17 protein-coding genes are annotated in these 16141 nt (G+C 72.1%); 13 read left to right on the plus strand and 4 right to left on the minus strand.

What is annotated here, in order from left to right; genetic code table 11:
- Positions 1–4: 4 nt before the first annotated feature.
- The 3 genes from E8M80_RS01585 (at position 5) to E8M80_RS01595 (ending at position 3289) form a co-directional block, all read left to right on the plus strand.
- Complete coding sequence (locus tag E8M80_RS01585; protein WP_137123891.1) at positions 5–877, plus strand: SDR family oxidoreductase; 873 nt, start codon at positions 5–7, stop codon at positions 875–877.
- A 99-nt stretch (positions 878–976) separates the two neighbouring features.
- Entirely contained in the window at positions 977–2089 is a 1113-nt protein-coding gene (locus tag E8M80_RS01590) for an LLM class flavin-dependent oxidoreductase (protein ID WP_137123892.1), read from the plus strand.
- Positions 2090–2140: 51 nt separating this feature from the next.
- Positions 2141–3289, plus strand: coding sequence for an iron-containing alcohol dehydrogenase (locus tag E8M80_RS01595; RefSeq protein ID WP_137123893.1), 1149 nt, complete (start codon positions 2141–2143; stop codon positions 3287–3289).
- A gap of 43 nt (positions 3290–3332) precedes the next feature.
- On the opposite strand, the gene E8M80_RS01600 is transcribed toward E8M80_RS01595, so the two are convergent.
- Positions 3333–4583, minus strand: a complete 1251-nt coding sequence (locus E8M80_RS01600; protein WP_170979141.1) for an FAD-binding oxidoreductase — start codon at positions 4581–4583, stop codon at positions 3333–3335.
- Between the two features lie 105 nt (positions 4584–4688).
- Here E8M80_RS01600 and E8M80_RS01605 point away from each other — a divergent pair, with 105 nt between their 5' ends.
- The 3 genes from E8M80_RS01605 to E8M80_RS01615 are packed head-to-tail and all read left to right on the plus strand — an operon-like array spanning position 4689 to position 7475.
- On the plus strand, positions 4689–5570 hold the full coding sequence (locus tag E8M80_RS01605) for a TauD/TfdA family dioxygenase (protein ID WP_137123895.1): 882 nt from the start codon (positions 4689–4691) through the stop codon (positions 5568–5570).
- Complete coding sequence (locus E8M80_RS01610) at positions 5567–6466, plus strand: fumarylacetoacetate hydrolase family protein (protein ID WP_137123896.1); 900 nt, start codon at positions 5567–5569, stop codon at positions 6464–6466. The genes E8M80_RS01605 and E8M80_RS01610 overlap by 4 nt, the downstream gene beginning before the upstream one ends.
- Positions 6467–6488: 22 nt before the next feature.
- Complete coding sequence (locus E8M80_RS01615) at positions 6489–7475, plus strand: tripartite tricarboxylate transporter substrate binding protein (protein ID WP_137123897.1); 987 nt, start codon at positions 6489–6491, stop codon at positions 7473–7475.
- Positions 7476–7615: 140 nt separating this feature from the next.
- Here the strand turns inward: E8M80_RS01615 and E8M80_RS01620 are convergent, their stop codons facing one another.
- Positions 7616–8068, minus strand: a complete 453-nt coding sequence (locus tag E8M80_RS01620) for a GNAT family N-acetyltransferase (RefSeq protein WP_137123898.1) — start codon at positions 8066–8068, stop codon at positions 7616–7618.
- Positions 8069–8073: 5 nt separating this feature from the next.
- On the minus strand, positions 8074–8451 hold the full coding sequence (locus tag E8M80_RS01625; RefSeq protein WP_137123899.1) for a nuclear transport factor 2 family protein: 378 nt from the start codon (positions 8449–8451) through the stop codon (positions 8074–8076).
- A gap of 102 nt (positions 8452–8553) precedes the next feature.
- Between E8M80_RS01625 and E8M80_RS01630 the strand changes: the two genes are divergently transcribed.
- Genes E8M80_RS01630 through E8M80_RS01640 form a run of 3 tightly spaced genes read left to right on the plus strand, consistent with a single transcriptional unit; the run spans position 8554 to position 11135 of the window.
- A complete protein-coding gene (locus E8M80_RS01630; protein WP_137123900.1) occupies positions 8554–9522 on the plus strand; it encodes a tripartite tricarboxylate transporter substrate binding protein in 969 nt (322 codons plus the stop codon).
- 12 nt (positions 9523–9534) lie between these two features.
- Positions 9535–10413 (plus strand): oxaloacetate decarboxylase, encoded by an 879-nt coding sequence (locus tag E8M80_RS01635; protein WP_137123901.1) that lies wholly within the window; start codon positions 9535–9537, stop codon positions 10411–10413.
- Complete coding sequence (locus E8M80_RS01640) at positions 10410–11135, plus strand: haloacid dehalogenase type II (RefSeq protein WP_137123902.1); 726 nt, start codon at positions 10410–10412, stop codon at positions 11133–11135. The genes E8M80_RS01635 and E8M80_RS01640 overlap by 4 nt, the downstream gene beginning before the upstream one ends.
- Positions 11136–11358: 223 nt before the next feature.
- On the opposite strand, the gene E8M80_RS01645 is transcribed toward E8M80_RS01640, so the two are convergent.
- Positions 11359–12342 (minus strand): tripartite tricarboxylate transporter substrate binding protein, encoded by a 984-nt coding sequence (locus E8M80_RS01645; RefSeq protein ID WP_170979142.1) that lies wholly within the window; start codon positions 12340–12342, stop codon positions 11359–11361.
- A gap of 106 nt (positions 12343–12448) precedes the next feature.
- Here E8M80_RS01645 and E8M80_RS01650 point away from each other — a divergent pair, with 106 nt between their 5' ends.
- The 4 genes from E8M80_RS01650 to E8M80_RS01665 all read left to right on the plus strand — a co-directional run bounded on the left by E8M80_RS01650 (position 12449) and on the right by E8M80_RS01665 (position 16137).
- Positions 12449–13168, plus strand: a complete 720-nt coding sequence (locus tag E8M80_RS01650) for a DUF1028 domain-containing protein (protein WP_137123904.1) — start codon at positions 12449–12451, stop codon at positions 13166–13168.
- 57 nt (positions 13169–13225) lie between these two features.
- Entirely contained in the window at positions 13226–14302 is a 1077-nt protein-coding gene (locus E8M80_RS01655; protein WP_137123905.1) for a tartrate dehydrogenase, read from the plus strand.
- A gap of 84 nt (positions 14303–14386) precedes the next feature.
- Positions 14387–15370 carry an ABC transporter substrate-binding protein gene (locus E8M80_RS01660; RefSeq protein ID WP_137123906.1) on the plus strand — a complete coding sequence of 328 codons (984 nt, stop codon included), beginning with the start codon at positions 14387–14389 and terminating at the stop codon, positions 15368–15370.
- A complete protein-coding gene (locus E8M80_RS01665; RefSeq protein WP_137123907.1) occupies positions 15367–16137 on the plus strand; it encodes an ABC transporter ATP-binding protein in 771 nt (256 codons plus the stop codon). The genes E8M80_RS01660 and E8M80_RS01665 overlap by 4 nt, the downstream gene beginning before the upstream one ends.
- Positions 16138–16141 lie beyond the last annotated feature (4 nt).

The following is a 16141-nucleotide window of genomic DNA, read 5'->3' on the forward strand; positions in this document are numbered from 1 at the left end:
CCGCATGTTCCGCGACGACCTGTTCAAGGGCGCCCGCGTGCTGGTGACCGGCGGCGGCACCGGGCTCGGCCGCATGATGGCCGAGCGGCTGCTCGACCTCGGCGCCGCGGTCGAGGTCTGGGGCCGGCGCGGCGAGGTGGTGCAGGCCGCGGCCGACGCGATGAACGCGAAGCACCCGGGCATGGCGAGTGCCCGCGCCGTCGACATCAAGGATCCCGAGGCGGTGGAGGCCGCAGTCGCCGCCATGTGGGCGGAGGGCAGGCCCGCCACGCATCTCATCAACAACGCCGCCGGCAACTTCATCAGCCGCACCGAGGACCTCTCGCACCGCGCCTTCCACGCCATCGCCGACATCGTCTTCCACGGCACCTTCCAGGTGACGCAGGCGGTGGGGAAGCGCTGGATCAAGGACGGGACCGGCGGGTCCGTGGTGTCGATCATCGTGACCTGGGTGCGCACGGGCGCGCCCTTCGTCGTGCCGTCGGCCATGTCCAAGGCGGGGATCGACGCGATGACAAAGTCGCTGGCGGTGGAATGGGGGCGGCACGGCATCCGGCTGAACGCCATCGCGCCAGGCACCATCCCGACCGAGGGGATGTTCGCCCGCCTCCGCCCCGGGGAGAACAATCCCGAGCAGCGCCTGGCGGAGAAGAACCCGATGAAGCGCATCGGCACGCCGCAGGATATCGGCGACCTCGCCGCCTTCCTGCTGACCCCGGTCTGGATCAACGGGGAGACCATCGCGCTCGATGGCGGGTCGTGGCTGTCGGGCGGCGGTGGGTTCCAGGACTACCTCGCCTGGACCGACGAGGACTGGGCGGCGGCGCGAGAGCGCATCAAGGCGCGCAACGCGGCGGACAAGGCGCAGCGCGGCTGAGCGGAACCCCATCGCGCACCATTCGCTTTAGGGTTGCATGCCGCGCCGGCGCGGATCGATGCTTCCTCCAACGACAAGGCCCGGAGGAGGAAGCGCATCATGGAATTCGGCTATTTCACCATGCCGTCCCACCCGCCCGAGCGCGGCCTGAAGGAAGGGCATGACTGGGACCTGCAGGTGTTCCGCTGGCTCGACGCGATGGGCTTCTCCGAAGCCTGGGTCGGCGAGCACCACACCGCGCCCTGGGAACCCCACCCCGCCCCCGACCTGCTGATCGCGCAGGCGCTGCTGCAGACCAAGCGACTGCGCATCGGCCCCGGCGGCTTCCTGCTGCCCTACCACCACCCGGCGGAACTCGCGAACCGCGTCGCGATGCTCGACCACCTGTCCGAAGGGCGGCTGATGTTCGGCGTCGCGGCCTCCGGCCTGCCGTCGGACTGGGCGATGTTCAACGTCGATGGCATGTCGGGCCAGAACCGCGACATGACGCGCGAGGCGCTCGACATCATCCTGCGCATGTGGACCGAGGACGGGCCCTGGCACCATGAGGGCAAGTACTGGAAGGTCGACAAGCCCGACACGATGTTCGGCTTCCTCAAGCCGCACATCAAGCCGTTCCAGAAGCCGCATCCGCCGATCGGCGTCGCGGGTCTTTCGAAGAACTCCGACACGCTGAAGCTGGCCGGGGAGAAGGGCTTCCTGCCGCTCTCGCTGAACCTCAACCCGGCCTACGTGTCCTCCCACTGGGACAGCGTCGAGGCCGGCGCGCGCAAGTCCGGCCGCACGCCCTGGCGCGGCGACTGGCGCCTGGTGCGGGAGGTCTTCGTGGCCGAGACCGACGAGGAAGCATGGCGGCTGTCGGTCGGCTCGCACATGGGCCGGATGATGGGGGAATACTTCCTCCAACTGCTCGCGCAGTTCGGCTTCAAGGAATACCTCAAGCACAGCCCCGAGGTGCCGGATTCCGACGTCACGGTGGACTACTGCGCGAAGCACAACTGGATCGTCGGCAGCCCGAAGACCGTCGCCGAGAAGATCGAGCGCATCTACGAGGAGGTGGGCGGCTTCGGCCAGCTGCTGGTCTTCGGCTTCGACTACCTGGAAAGCCCGGAGGCGTGGAAGACCTCGCTCGGCCTGCTGCAGAGCGAGGTGCTGCCGAAGGTCAAGCATCTGGTGCCGCCGCGGCAGGCGGCGCTCGCCGCCGCGCAGTAGTTGCCGGGGCGCGGTCCGCGCCGCATCCTCCCGCACCCGGAGGACGCGCGCATGACCGCACACCTGCACCAATGGCCTGCCCAGGGCCGCGTCCACCACGGCGCGGCCCTGGCCGAGGCGCTGCCACGCGAGACCGCCGACGCGGCGCGCATCGTCCTCGTTACCACGCGCTCGCTGGCCGGCGGCGCGCTCGCAGCCTCGGCCGCCGCGGCGATCGGCGACCGCCTGGCCGGCACCTTCGCCGCCATGCGCGCGCACAGCCCGGTCGAGGACGTGCTGGCGCTGGCCGCGCTGCTGCGGGAGCAGGAGGCGGACCTCGTGGTGGCGCTCGGCGGCGGGTCGGTGATCGACGGGGCGAAGGTCGCCTGCCTCGCGGTCTGGCGTGGGATCACGGAGGCGGGCGCGCTGGTCGCGGCCGCCGGGTCGCGCGGCGCGGCGCCGGGCTTCTGGGACGGCGCGCCGCCGGCGCCGCGCATCGTCGCCGTGCCGACGACCCTGTCCGCGGCGGAGTTCGCACCGCATGCCGGCTACACGGACCTCGCGGCCGGCCGGAAGCATCGCGCGATCGACCCCTGGATGGTGCCGCGCGCGGTGATCATGGACCCGGCGGCGACGCTGGAGACGCCGGCGGAACTGCTGCTGTCCTCCGGCATCCGCGCGCTCGATCATGCGGCGGAACGCTGGTGCTCGACCGCGCCGCAGCCCTTCTCCGACGCCGTGTCCCGCCAGGCGATGCTGATGCTGGCGGACAACCTGCCGCGCATCCGCCACCACCCCGGCGACCTCGCGCCCCGCGCGGCCGCGCAGCAGGCGGCCTGGCTGTCGGTGATGGGGGGCTGGGCGGGCGTGCCGGTCGGCGCCAGCCACGGCATCGGCTACATCCTGGGCGCCGCGCGCGGCGTGCCGCACGGCATCACATCGTGCCTCATGCTGCATGCGGTCATGCGCTGGAACGCGCCGGTGAACGAGGCGCGCCAGCGGGACGTGGCGCACATCCTGGGCGGCGAGGACGCGGGGCCGGCGATCGAGGCCTTCGTGCGCGGACTCGGCCTGCCGACGCGGCTCGCCGAACAGGGCATCGCCGAAGCCGACATCCCGGACCTGGCGCGGCGCTGGACCGGGGATGCGCCGATCGCGACCAACCCGCGGCCGGTGCGAAGCCAGGACGACGTGGCGGCGATCCTCGGGCTGGCGCTGTAGCGGGGCGCGCCTCGGGCAAGGCAGAGCCCCCCGCCCGTCCCCGCTAGAACCGCTCCGCCGAGAACGGCGCGAGGTCGATGTTGGGCTTCTCCCCCGCGATCGCCGCAGCGACGATTGCACCCGTCGGCGCCGACCCCGTCAGGCCCAGATGCCCGTGGCCGAAGGCGCACCAGATGCCGTCCCAGGTCTTGAGCGGCCCCATCACGGGCACGCTGTCGGGCAGGCAGGGGCGGTGGCCCATCCAGGTGGTCGCGCCATCCGTGCGGACCTGCGGGAAGACCGCCCTGAGGTCGTCCAGCAGCAGCTGCGCGCGCGCCTCGTTGGGCGGCGCGTCCAGGCCCGCGATCTCGACCGAGCCCGCGACGCGCAGGCCCTCCTCCATCGGCGAGATGAACACCTTGCGGTCGGCGGGCGAGAGGATGCGGCCGGGCGTCACGCCGGCATCGGGCAGCATGACGTGGTAGCCGCGCTGGGTCTCGAGCGGGACCTTGATGCCGAGCGGCGCCAGCAGCCGCGCCGACCAGGCGCCGGCGGCGAGCACGACCTGCGTGGCGGGGATGTCGCCCGCATCGGTGCGCACGCCGTCCGCGCGCCGTCCGTCCATGCGGATCGCGCGAACCTCCGCCTCGCGGATCTCGCCGCCCATGCGGCGCACGCCCTGCGCCACGACCTCGGCGAAGCGCGCGGGGTTCACGCAGGACCCGTGGTCGGGGAGGAAGACGGCGCGGGTATAGGCGGGGGCGACATCGGGTTCGAGCGCGGCAAGCCCCGCGCGGTCCAGCACCTCGATCCGCAGCCCGTGGCGGCGGCGCAGCTCGAGGCCCGCCGCGTCCTTCGCCATCTGCGCCTCGTCCCGATAGAGGTACATCTGGCCCTGCTCGCGGATGAGGTCGGTGGCGCCCTCGGCGGCCAGGATCTCCTTGTGCCGCTCCAGCGCCCCGAACAGCAGGGCGGCGAGCGCCTCCGCCACGCCCTCGACCCGCGACGTGCGGGCGGAGGCCACGAAGCGCAGCAGCCAGGGCGCCGCGTGCAGCCAATAGCGGAGCGGGATGTGCAGCGCGCCGGCGCGGTCGGTCAGCATCCTCGGCACCTGGCGGAGAACGCCCGGCATGGCGAGCGGCGCCACCGAGCCGTGGCTGATCGCGCCGGCGTTGCCGGTGGTGGCGGCGTGCGGCTTCCGCGCCTCCAGCACCAGCGGCGCGAGGCCGCGCCGCGCCAGATGCCACGCGACGCAGAGGCCGACGATGCCGCCGCCGATCACGACGATCCGGGGCTGGTCCGATGCAATGTCCATGGGCGCCATGCTGGCGCAGCCGGGCGCCGTGCGGAAGCCGGCGCATGTTGACGGGCGCTCCGCCGCATCGCACCGTCCGCGCCAACGAACCCCGAGGAATGTCCCATGCGGATCACGCCCAACAATGCCGGGCTCGGTGCGCGCGTCGAAGGCATCGACCTGTCGCGTCCGCTTGCCCCCGAGGATTTCCGCACGGTGCTGCGCGCGCTCGGCCAGTATGGCGTGCTGTGCTTCCCGGGGCAGGACCTCGATGCCGCGGCGCTGTCGGCCTTCGGGTCGCGCTTCGGCGACCTCGAGGTCAACGTCGCCAACCTCTTCCACGCCGAGGGGCATCCCGAGGTGATGCACCTGTCCAACATGAAGGACGCGGCGGGCAAGCCCATCGGCCTGTCGGATGCCGGGCAGGGCTGGCACACCGACATGTCCTATTCGCGGGAGATCGCGCTGGCCAACGTGCTGCACGCCAAGCGCGTGCCGCGGCGCGACGGGAAGCCGCTGGGCTGCACGCAGTTCCGCAACATGCACGCCGCCTATGACGACCTGCCGGCCGAGGTGAAGCGGCGGATAGAGGGACGCACGGCGATCCACGACTTCCAGAAGTTCTGGGACATGATGCGGATCCGCCCCGGTTCGATCCGCGGGCCGCTGACGCCCGAGCAGCGCGCGAAGAAGCCGCCCGTGCCGCAGCCGCTCGTGCGCATCCACCCGATCACGGGCCGCCCCGTGCTCTACTGCAATTCCGGCTACGCCATGTTCGTCGAGGGCATGGACCGTGCCGAGAGCGACGCGCTGCTCGACTACCTGTTCCGCCACCAGGCGCAGGAGAAATACCTCTACAGCCACGAATGGACCGAGGGCGACGTGCTGATGTGGGACAACATCGGCACCGTGCACAACGCGGTGGCCGACTACGGGCCGGAGGAGCACCGCTTCATCCTGCGCGTGCAGGTGATGGCGAGCCTCGACTACGCGGCGCTCGCGGCATGAGGCTCGCCACGCTGGAAGGCGAGGTGCTGGCCGGTCTGGTGGGGGAGGAGGTCGTGGCGCTGCGCCCGGCGCTGACCGCGGCGATGCGCGCGGCGGGCGAACCCGACACCGCCGCTTCCGTCATCCCGGACGACATGGTCGCGCTGATCGGCGACGAGGCGGCGATGGTCGCGGCCGGCCGCGCGCTCGCCTTCGCCGCCCGTGCGGAGAACGCGGCGCTGCGCCGACCGCTTGGCGCCTTTCGCCTGTTGGCGCCGCTGAAGCCCGGCAAGATCCTGGGCGTCGGGCGCAACTACGGCGACCACGCGAAGGAGGTCGGCGGGCCGAGGCTCGAGATGCCGCGCATCTTCCTGAAGCCGACATCCTCGGTGGTCGGCCCGGGCGCCGCGGTGCGCATCCCGCCCGCGGTGGCGAAGCCGGACTGGGAGGTGGAGCTCGCAGTCGTGATCGGCCGGCGGGCGCGCGACGTGACGGAGAACGCCGCACTCGACCATGTTGCCGGCTACACGGTGCTGGACGACGTCAGCGCGCGGGAATTCCAGTTCGACGTGCCGCTGCCGATGACATCCTTCGCCAAGGGCATGGACGGGTTCTGCCCGATGGGCCCCTGGATCGCGACGGCGGACGAGGTGGGCGAGCCCTGGGCGCTGGATGTGCGCTGCTGGCTGAATGGGGAGGAGGTGCAGCACGGCAACACGCGCGACCTGATCTTCCCCGTGGCCACGCTGATCGCCTTCCTGTCGCGCTACATGACGCTCGAGCCCGGGGACGTGATCGCGACGGGCACGCCGGCCGGCGTCGGGCATTTCCGCGACCCGCCGCGCTACCTGAAGCCGGGCGACCGGCTGCGCATGGACGTCGAGCGCGTCGGCGTGCTCGAACACTCGATCGCTTGAGAACCACCGGGGGATACGACCGATGATCCGCAGAACGCTTCTCGGCGCCGCGCTGGCGCTGGCCGCGCTGCCGGCGCTGGCGCAGCCGCGCGCGCCGGGCACCGACTATCCGAACCGGCCGGTGCGGGTGATCGTCGCCTTCGCCCCCGGCGGCAATGCCGACATGAATGCGCGCATCATCTCGCAGGCGCTGTCGACGCGGCTCGGCCAGCAATTCGTGGTCGAGAACCGCCCCTCGGGCGGCGGGACCGTGGCGTTCGAGACGGTCGCGCAGACGCAGCCCGACGGCTACACGCTGCTGGTCGGCGCGCTCGGGTCGCATACGCTCAATGTCGGGCTCTATGGCGAGAGGCTGCGCGTGCATCCGCTGACCGGCGTGGACCACGTCACCATCTCGAGCCATTCGCCGATCGTGCTGGTCGTGCACCCCTCGATGGGCGTGCGCACGCTGGCGGAGTTCCGCGCCAAGGTGGCCGAGGGTGGCGGGCAGGTGCCGTTCGGCTCGTCGGGCAACGGCTCCACGGGGCACATCGCCTCGGCGCTGCTGCTGCACCTGGCGGGCGTGCAGGCGACGCACGTGCCCTATCGCGGATCGGCCGCGGCCTTCCAGGATCTGCTGGCGGGGCGGACGATGTTCCAGTCCGACACCGTCTCCTTCGTCGCGCCGCATATCCGGGAGGGTCGCGTCATCGGCATCGCCATCGGCACGCCGCAGCGCAACCCGATGGCGCCCGACGTGCCGACCGCGGCCGAGGCCGGCCTGCCCGGCTGGCAGGCCACCACCTGGACGCCATGGTCGGCGACGCTCGGCACGCCCGCGCCGATCCGGCAGTTCCTGTACGAGCAGATCGCCGAGGCGCTGAAGATGCCGGAAGTGCGGGACCGCATCATCGCGCTCGGCAACACCATCCCCGAGGGCATGACGCCTGACGCCACGCGCGCCTTTATCGCCGCCGAGATCGAACGCTGGGTGCCGGTCGTTCGGGCCTCGGGCGCGCGGGTGGATTGAGGAGAGCGGGGGGAGACGGGAACTTTTCCCCCCGCACTCTTTCTTGTCGTCTGTAGCCCGACTTCCGAGGTCCGGTCCCAAGAGACAACGAAGGGAGGGGGGCGGGGGAGGTTCCCCTCCCGCGCAACTTCAACAGGCCTTCACGCCCCCCAAAGCGCGCGGTCCCGCCAGGGTGCCGGCACATCGAGCGTGCCGGCGATGGGCGGCGCGACGGCCGCGTCGGGGCGAAAGCCGAAGCGGCCGTAGTAGGCGGGATCGCCGAGGACAAGGACGCGCGCCACGCCCTCGGCCGCCAGTCGGCGCAGCCCCTCCCGCAGCAGCGCGCCGCCGATGCCCTGGCGCTGGCGCGCCGGTGCCACCGCCAGCGGACCCAGCAGTGCGACACTGTCAGCCCGGCCGGTGACGCGGCAGCGTGTGAAGGCGACATGGCCCGCGAGGTCGTCGCCCGCGAGCGCCACGATGGAGAGTACGTCCCCGCGCCCGGCCAGCGCCCGTACCAGCGGCACGAGGTCCTCCCGCGGGAAGGCGGCGGCGTACAGGGCGGCGAGGTCGTCCGTCTCCGCCGCCGGACGGATGACAACGCCTGGCTGCATCCGCTTCAGTCCCGGACGTCGGTGCGAAACACCTTGCTCACGATCTTCCAGCCCTGCTGCGTCTTCAGGAACACCAGGTAGTCGGTGAAGAAGCGCGGCGGGATCTGGCAGGCGACCTTGGCGACGGCGGTCTCCGGCCCCGACTGGTCGAGCATCAGCACCCGGTCGTCGCGCGCCAGGCCCTTGGCCTTCGGGCTTTCGCGGGTGCGGACCCAGTCGAACCATTGTTCGCGCGGCAGGTCCTGCACCACGCCGTCCTTGTCGGAATATAGGTGCGCGCAGGGGTGGAAGGCGGCGTCGAGCTTGGTGGTGTCGCCTTCGTGCAGGCCGTCGAAATAGGTCTGCAGCACGGCCTCGATGGCGGCGATGTCGGTGGCGGGCATGGCGGGGCCTCCCTTGGCGTGGCGGCGCATCCTGGCGCGGAACGCGGGGCGTTTACAGGGGGCGCGGGGCGGGGGATTGTCGCGCCCCGGAGGAACCCGCCCATGACAATCCGTCGCCGCCCGCTGCTGCTGGCCGCCGCCGCGCTGGCCGCGCCCGCGCCGCTTGCCGCGCAGGCCGCCTGGCCCGCCCGCCCCGTGCGTCTGGTCGTGCCCTATGCCGCGAGCGGCGGCACCGACATCCTGGCCCGCGCCATCGCCGAGGCGCTGCGCCCCTCCCTCCCCCACCCCATCGTGGTCGAGAACCGCGCCGGCGCGGCGGGTGTGATCGGCTCCGAGGTCGTGGCCCGCGCCGAGCCCGACGGCCACACGCTGCTGATGGTGGTCAGCACGCATGTGATGAACCGCTACCACCTGCCCTCGCTGCCCTATGACCCGATCCGCGACTTCACGCCGGTCGCGATGCTGACGCGCAACACGATGGTGCTGGTGTCAGGCGCCAACCAGCCCTTCGACAGCCTGCGCGCCATGGTCGACTTCGCGAAGCGCAACCCGGGGCGCGTCGGCACCGGCAGCACGGAGGCGCTGTCCTCCTTCATCGGGCAGGAACTCGCGCGCCGCGCGGGGATCGAGACGCCGGACATCGCCTATCGCTCGGGCGGCCTGCTGATGAACGACATCGTGGCCGGGCACCTGCCCGCGGGCTGGACCAGCACGGTCAGCGCCACGCCGCATATCGGCACCGGGCGCGTGCGCGTGCTGGCGGTCTCGACCGCCACGCGCACGCCCTTCTTCCCCGATGTGCCGACGGCGGCCGAGCAGGGCGTTGCGGAATTCGACCTCTCGGGCTGGGTCGCGATGCTCGCGCCCCCGCGCATGGAGGCCGCGCTGGCCGGGCAGATCGGCGCCGCGGTCGAACGCGTCTTCGCCGATGCCGGCTTCCAGGAGCGCCTGCGCACGCTCGGCGTCGAGCGCGACTTCCGCCCGCCCGCCGCGCTGCTGGAGGCCATGCGGCGCGACGACCAGATCTGGGCCGCCGCCGCACGGGCCGGCCACATCCGACCGCAGCAATAGGACCGACACGTCATGGCCAATCCCGCCCTCCGCCGCGCCTTCGAGGCGAAGCGCTTCATCGTCGCCCCCGGCATCTTCGACATGATCTCGGCCAAGGTCGCCGATGGCATGGGGTTCGACTGCCTCTACGGCACCGGCTTCGGCACGGTCGCCTCGCATCTCGGCGTCGCCGATGCCGGCATCGCGACCTACACCGACATGGTCGCGCGCATGGGGCAGATGGCGCGCGGCGTGAAGACGCCGATGATCGCCGATGCCGATACCGGCTATGGCGGGCTGCTTAACGTGCGCCACACGGTGATGGGCTACGAGGCCGCCGGCATCTCGGGGATCCAGTTGGAAGACCAGGAGATGCCGAAGAAGTGCGGCCACACGCCCGGCCGCCGCGTCATCCCGGCCGAGGAGATGGCGCTCAAGATCAAGGTGGCCGTCGAGGCACGCACCAGCCCGGACTTCCTGATCGTGGCGCGCACCGATGCGCGCACCACGCTCGGCCTGGATGAGGCGCTGCGCCGCGGGCGGATGTTCGAGGAGGCCGGCGCCGACGTGGTGTTCATCGAAAGCCCCGAGAGCGAGGAGGAGATGCGCGCCATCGGAAAGGCGATCCGCAAGCCGCTGCTGGCCAACATGGTCGAGGGCGGGCGCACTCCGATCCTGCCGGCGCAGACGCTGAAGGAGATCGGCTATTCCATCGCGATCTATCCCGCGGTCGGCTTCCTCGCCGTGGCCGCGGCGCTGGAGCGTGCCTATGGCCACCTGAAGCAGCAGGGCGACAGCCTGGCGCTGGGCGAATCCTACGGCTTCAAGCGCATGACCGAACTGATGGGCTTCCCCGAGGTCTGGGACTTCGAGACGCGCTGGGCGCAGCAGCCCGCAAAGGCCGCGGAATGAGCGCGCTTCCGGGCGTCAAGGCGCTGGTCTTCGACACCTTCGGGACAGTCGTCGATTGGCGGGGCGGCATCGCGCGCGATGCCCGCACCTTCCTCGCGCGCCATGGCCGCGCGGATGTCGACCCGCACGGCTTCGCCGATGCCTGGCGCAAGCGGTACCAGCCGGCGATGGAGGAGGTGCGCTCCGGCCGCCGCCCCTTCACGCGGCTCGATGTGCTGCACCGGGAAAACCTCGACCTGGTGCTGCGCGACCATGGCCTCGACCCGGACGCGCTGCCGGCCGACGACCTCGACTGGCTGAACCGCGCCTGGCACCGGCTCGACCCCTGGCCGGATGCGATCCCCGGGCTGCTGCGGCTGAAGGCGCGGTACTTCATCGGGCCGCTGTCGAACGGCAACATCCTGCTGCTGGCCAACATGGCCAAGCGCGCGGGCATCCCGTGGGACGCGATCCTGGGCGCCGAGCCGGCGCGCGCCTACAAGCCGCAGCCGGAAGCATACACGCGCACGGCCGAGATCCTGGGCCTCGCGCCGGGCGAGGTGGCGCTGGTGGCAGCGCACAACGGGGATCTCGCGGCGGCGCGCGATGCGGGCCTCGCCACCGCCTTCGTGCTGCGGCCGCACGAGCACGGTCCGGGCCAGCGCACGGACACGCGCGCCGAGAGCGACTGGGGCGCGAGCGTGAATTCCTTCGAGGAACTGGCCGACCGGCTGGGCTGCTGAGCGCCCGGCGCGATCGCCGGGGCTACCAGCAATTCGCCCCGGCTGACGAGGAACGCGGCCAGAGGCCATGCCTCGGGCCGGGAGCGCGAAGCGCGACCGCGCCCAGACGTCCCGCGCCGCGAACTCGACAGCGCGTGGCGCGCAAGCCCAGCCGCCGCATGGCGGCGCCGGCGCCTGGGGCAAGAAAAAGGCCTCGCCGGCGCCTGAGGCCTCAATAAAACTCCTACTCCGCCCGGATGTTCCCCTCGCGGATCACCGGCGTCCACTTGGCGATGTCGCCCGCGATCAGCCTGCCGAAGTCGGCCGGCGAGCCGCCGATCACCTCGGCCGCCTGCCGGTTCTCGACGAAGGTCTTCACCTCGGCGCTGGTGATGATCGCCTGGAACACGCGGTTGATCTGCTGCACCAGGCCCGCCTCCATGCCGGCCGGGCCGACGATGCCGTGCCAGGTCATCGCCTCGAACCCCGCGAACTGCGTGGCGACGGCCGGCACGCCGGGCAGCGCCGGCACCGGGCGCGGCGTCCCGATGGCGATCGGGCGCGCCTTGCCGTCGCGGATGAAGGGCAGCGCCGTCGAGACGGAGGGGAAGGTGAAGTCCGTCTCGCCGGCCAGCAGGCTGCGCAGCACGTCGGCGCCGCTGCGGTAGTGTACGGCGGTGAACTTCACGCCCGCGCGGCGCGCCAGCATCTCGGGCGCCAGGTGCGTCACGTGGCCGACGCCGGGGGAGGCGTAGGTCAGGCCGTCCGGCTTGCTCCGCGCGAGGGCCAGCAGGTCGTCCAGCGTGCGGACGGAGGATTCGCTCCGCACGATGATGACGATCGGCAGGTTCACGAGGTGGATGATCGGCGTGAAGGCCGTGGCCGGGTCGTAGATCAGGCTCGGCTGCAGGACCTTGCCGATGGCATTGGCGCCGAGGTCGGCCATCATCAGCGTCGTGCCATCCGGGCGCGCCTGCGCGGTGAACTGCCCGGCGATGGTGCCGCCCGCGCCGGAGCGGTTCTCGACCACCATGGTCTGGCCGTTGGAATGCGGCCCGAAGCCGTTGGCCACGGCGCGGGAGAGGGTGTCGACCGCGCCGCCGGCGCCGAAGGGCACAACCAGACGCACCTGGGCGGTCGGCCAGGCGGCCTGCGCGCGGGCGAGGCTCGGCAGGCCGGCGGCCAGGGCGAGCGCGCCGAGCGCGCGGCGATCGAGGGCGATGGTCATGTGTTGTTCCTCCCGTGGACGATCGTCCTCATCTGCGGGGACGACCCCGGCTGTCAACAGCGCGCGGCCGGTGCAGGATGGCGCCCGACCCCGGAGGAGCCCGCCCATGACCTGGTCCATCGTCGCCCGCGACCCCGCAACCGGCGCCTTCGCGGTCGCCGTCACCACCTGCAACCTGGCGGTCGGCGCGTCCTGCCCGTTCCTGCGGACCGGCGTCGGCGCGGTGTCCACGCAGTCCATGAGCAACCGCTACCTCGGCCCCGCCGTGCTGGAGGGCATGGCGCGCGGGCTGCCGGCGCAACTGGCGCTGGATGCCGCGCTGGCGGGGGATGAGGGGCGCGGCCTGCGGCAGATCCACGCAGTCGATGCGCAAGGCCGCGTCGCCGCCCATACCGGCGCCAATTGCGTCGAATGGTGCGGCAGCCTGGCCGGCGAGGATTTCAGCGTCGCCGGCAACATGCTGGCCGGCGCGGCGGTCGTGGCCGCGACGGCGGAGGCGATGGCGAAGGGCACCGGCCTGCCGCTGCCCGAGCGCATGATGGCGGCGCTGCATGCCGGCCAGGCGAAAGGGGGGGACAAGCGCGGCACGCAGTCGGCCGCGCTGATGCTGACCACGACCGAGGACTTCCCCGACATCAACCTGCGCGTCGACGATCATGCGGCGCCGCTGGTCGAGCTCTCGCGCCTGCTGGCCTTGTGGCGCGAACAGGCGGAGCCGACGCTGCACACGCGCCCGTCGCGCGCCAACCCGGCGGGTCTCGTCGACCTCGACGCGATCGAGGCGGGCTGGCGGGCCCGTGGGATGGATCTGCGCCTCCCCCGCTGAGGGCTTGCGCCGCGGCCCGCGCGGCGGCAGTCAGGCGCCACGACACGGAGAGAGATGATGCGCCAGCACAGGATTGCCGCCATCGGCGGAGACGGGATCGGGCCCGAGGTGATCGCGGCGGGCTGTCGCGTGCTGGAGGCGACCGCCGCCGCACAGGGCGGCTTCGGCGTCGCCTTCCAGACCTTCGACTGGGGCAGCGAGATGTATCGCCGCACGGGGCTGATGATGCCCGCCGACGGGCTGCGGCAGCTGGAAGGCTTCGACGCGATCTTCTTCGGCGCCGTCGGCGCGCCCGACATCCCCGACCACATCACGCTCTGGGAATTGCGGCTCGCGATCTGCCAGGGCTTCGACCAGTACGCGAACGTGCGGCCGACGCGCCTGCTGCCCGGCGTGCGCGGGCCGCTGCGCGAGGATCTCGGCCGGCAGATCGACTGGGTGATCGTGCGCGAGAACAGCGAGGGCGAATACGCCGGCGTCGGCGGCCGCGCCCATCGCGGTCTGCCCATCGAGGTCGCGATGGATGTCGCGGTCTTCACGCGGGAAGGCGTCGCCCGCATCTGCCGCCATGCCTGCGAGGTCGCGATGGCGCGGCCGCGCAGGCACCTGACCGTCGTGACGAAGTCCAACGCCCAGCGCCACGGCATGGTGATGTGGGACGAGGTCTGCGCCGAGGTCACCGCGCAATACCCCGGCCTCACGGTCGAGAAGATGCTGGTCGATGCCATGACCGCGCGCATGGTGATGAAGCCGGGCAGCGTCGACACCGTCGTCGCGACCAACCTGCATGCCGACATCCTGTCGGACCTGGCGTCCGCGCTGGCGGGTTCGCTCGGCATCGGCGCGACGGGCAACATCGACCCGCAGCGGCGCCGACCCTCGATGTTCGAGCCGATCCACGGCTCGGCCTTCGACATCACCGGCAAGGGCATCGCCAATCCGCTCGGCGCCTTCTGGACGGCGTCGATGATGCTGGAGCACCTCGGCGAGGCGCCGGCCGCGCAGCGCCTGATGCGCGCGGTCGAAGCCGTGACGGCGCGGGGCGACGTGCTGACGCCCGACCTCGGCGGAACCGCGACGACCGCGCAGGTGACCGACGCGGTGATCGCAGCGCTGGCGGGCGCCAACGCGTAGCGGGTTGCGTCCCGTCCGTTTTCGTCGTCTGCTCGTCTTCCGGGACTACGCCGCGCGGCAAGCAACGACACAGGGAGACGGACGATGATGCGCACCAGCATCGCGGCCGGGCTGTTCGCGCTCGCGGCTATCGCAGCGCAGCCCGCCCGCGCCCAGGACAGGGTCCTGCTGCAACTGGATTGGATTCCGACCGGGGAACACGCGGCGTGGTTCGCGGGCGCGGCCCGCGGCGCGTGGCGGGACCAGGGGATCGAGATCTCGCTGACCCGCGGCTACGGCTCGGGCGACACGGTGAACAAGGTCGCGGCCGGCACGGCCCCCTTCGGCGTCGCCGACATCAGCGCGGTGATGGCCGCGCGCGCGCGGCAGGGCACCGCCGTGCGCAGCATCATGCAGATCTACACGCATTCGCCGCACTCGCTGTTCGTGCTGCGGTCTTCCGGCATCACGAATTTCCAAGGGCTCGAGGGGCGGCGCATCGGCATCACGCCGGGCAACAGCCACCGTCTTTACTTCCCCGAGGTCGCGCGCCGCGCCGGCACCAATCCCGACCGCATCACCTGGGTGAACACCGATGCATCCGCCATGGCGGCGTTGCTGATCAGCCGGCGCATCGACGCCGCGCCCTTCTTCGCCATCCACCACTACTACCAGAACAAGGCGGCGCAGCGCGCGGGGGAGGAGATCGTGGTTCTGCCCTTCGTCGAGACGGGCTTCGCCATCTACGCCACCACGCTGATGACGACCGACGAGGTGATCCAGCGCAACCCCGACCTGGTGCGGCGCTTCCTGCGCGGTGCGTCCAACGCGCTGACCTGGACGGAGGCGAACCAGGCCGAGGCCTGCCGGCTGCACGTGGCCCGCAACCGGGAGGTGGAGCAGGACGACTGCGAAGGCTCGCTGCGCGCGACCATGACCTACGTCTTCAACGACCACCAGCGGCAGACCGGGCTCGGCCGGCAGGACCCGGCGCGGATGCGCTTCACCTGGGAACAGATCGCGGCGTCGCAGCAGCTCGACGCGGCCTGGGACTACCGCCAGGCGATCGACCTCAGCCACCTGCCGTGATCCGCTTCCAGGGCACGGGCAAGACCTTCCGCGGCCGCGACGGGACGGCCGTGGAGGCGCTGCGCGACATCTCGCTCGAGGTCGCGGCCGGCGAATTCGTCGCCATCGTCGGCGCCTCGGGCTGCGGCAAATCGACGCTGCTGCGCCTCGCCGCCGGGCTCGCGGCGACGAGCACCGGGGAGGTCACGCTGGACGGCGCCCGCGTCACCGCGCCGCGGGCCGAGACCGCCATGGTGTTCCAGGCCGCGACGCTGCTGCCCTGGGCGGATGTGCTGCGCAACGTCACCTTTCCGCTGCGCCTGATGGGGCGCGTCGCGCCCGATACCGAGGCCAAGGCGCGCGCGCTCCTCGCGACCGCCGGGCTCGCCGGCTTCGAGACGAAGCTGCCGCGGGAGTTGTCGGGCGGGATGCAGCAGCGCGTCGCGATCTGCCGGGCGCTCCTGCAGGACCCGCGCCTGCTGCTGATGGACGAGCCCTTCGGCGCGCTCGATGCGCTGACGCGGGAGGAGATGTCGCTCGAACTTCTGCGCCTGTGGGAGGCGCGGCGCATGGCGGTCCTGTTCGTGACGCATTCCATCCCCGAGGCGGTGCTGCTCGCCGACCGCGTCGTCGTGATGTCGCCGCGGCCCGGCCGGATCGTCGACGTGGTGGAGGTCGGCCTGCCGCGCCCGCGGTCCTTCGACCAGGAAGGGTCGGACGAATTCCAGCGCTGCGCGCGGCGCATCCGCGAACACATCTTCGGCCAGCGCGCCGACCGCGCGGCCTGACGCC

Origin of the sequence: Roseomonas sp. HF4 (assembly GCF_005222755.1) — a bacterium.
Classification (GTDB): Bacteria; Pseudomonadota; Alphaproteobacteria; order Acetobacterales; family Acetobacteraceae; genus Neoroseomonas.

Coding starts and splice junctions, on each gene's coding strand:
- E8M80_RS01585 (WP_137123891.1), top strand. CDS start 5: ATGTTCCGCGACGACCTGTTCAAGGGCGCCCGCGTGCTGGTGACCGGC.
- E8M80_RS01590 (WP_137123892.1), top strand. CDS start 977: ATGGAATTCGGCTATTTCACCATGCCGTCCCACCCGCCCGAGCGCGGC.
- E8M80_RS01595 (WP_137123893.1), top strand. CDS start 2,141: ATGACCGCACACCTGCACCAATGGCCTGCCCAGGGCCGCGTCCACCAC.
- E8M80_RS01600 (WP_170979141.1), bottom strand. CDS start 4,583: ATGGACATTGCATCGGACCAGCCCCGGATCGTCGTGATCGGCGGCGGC.
- E8M80_RS01605 (WP_137123895.1), top strand. CDS start 4,689: ATGCGGATCACGCCCAACAATGCCGGGCTCGGTGCGCGCGTCGAAGGC.
- E8M80_RS01610 (WP_137123896.1), top strand. CDS start 5,567: ATGAGGCTCGCCACGCTGGAAGGCGAGGTGCTGGCCGGTCTGGTGGGG.
- E8M80_RS01615 (WP_137123897.1), top strand. CDS start 6,489: ATGATCCGCAGAACGCTTCTCGGCGCCGCGCTGGCGCTGGCCGCGCTG.
- E8M80_RS01620 (WP_137123898.1), bottom strand. CDS start 8,068: ATGCAGCCAGGCGTTGTCATCCGTCCGGCGGCGGAGACGGACGACCTC.
- E8M80_RS01625 (WP_137123899.1), bottom strand. CDS start 8,451: ATGCCCGCCACCGACATCGCCGCCATCGAGGCCGTGCTGCAGACCTAT.
- E8M80_RS01630 (WP_137123900.1), top strand. CDS start 8,554: ATGACAATCCGTCGCCGCCCGCTGCTGCTGGCCGCCGCCGCGCTGGCC.
- E8M80_RS01635 (WP_137123901.1), top strand. CDS start 9,535: ATGGCCAATCCCGCCCTCCGCCGCGCCTTCGAGGCGAAGCGCTTCATC.
- E8M80_RS01640 (WP_137123902.1), top strand. CDS start 10,410: ATGAGCGCGCTTCCGGGCGTCAAGGCGCTGGTCTTCGACACCTTCGGG.
- E8M80_RS01645 (WP_170979142.1), bottom strand. CDS start 12,342: ATGACCATCGCCCTCGATCGCCGCGCGCTCGGCGCGCTCGCCCTGGCC.
- E8M80_RS01650 (WP_137123904.1), top strand. CDS start 12,449: ATGACCTGGTCCATCGTCGCCCGCGACCCCGCAACCGGCGCCTTCGCG.
- E8M80_RS01655 (WP_137123905.1), top strand. CDS start 13,226: ATGCGCCAGCACAGGATTGCCGCCATCGGCGGAGACGGGATCGGGCCC.
- E8M80_RS01660 (WP_137123906.1), top strand. CDS start 14,387: ATGATGCGCACCAGCATCGCGGCCGGGCTGTTCGCGCTCGCGGCTATC.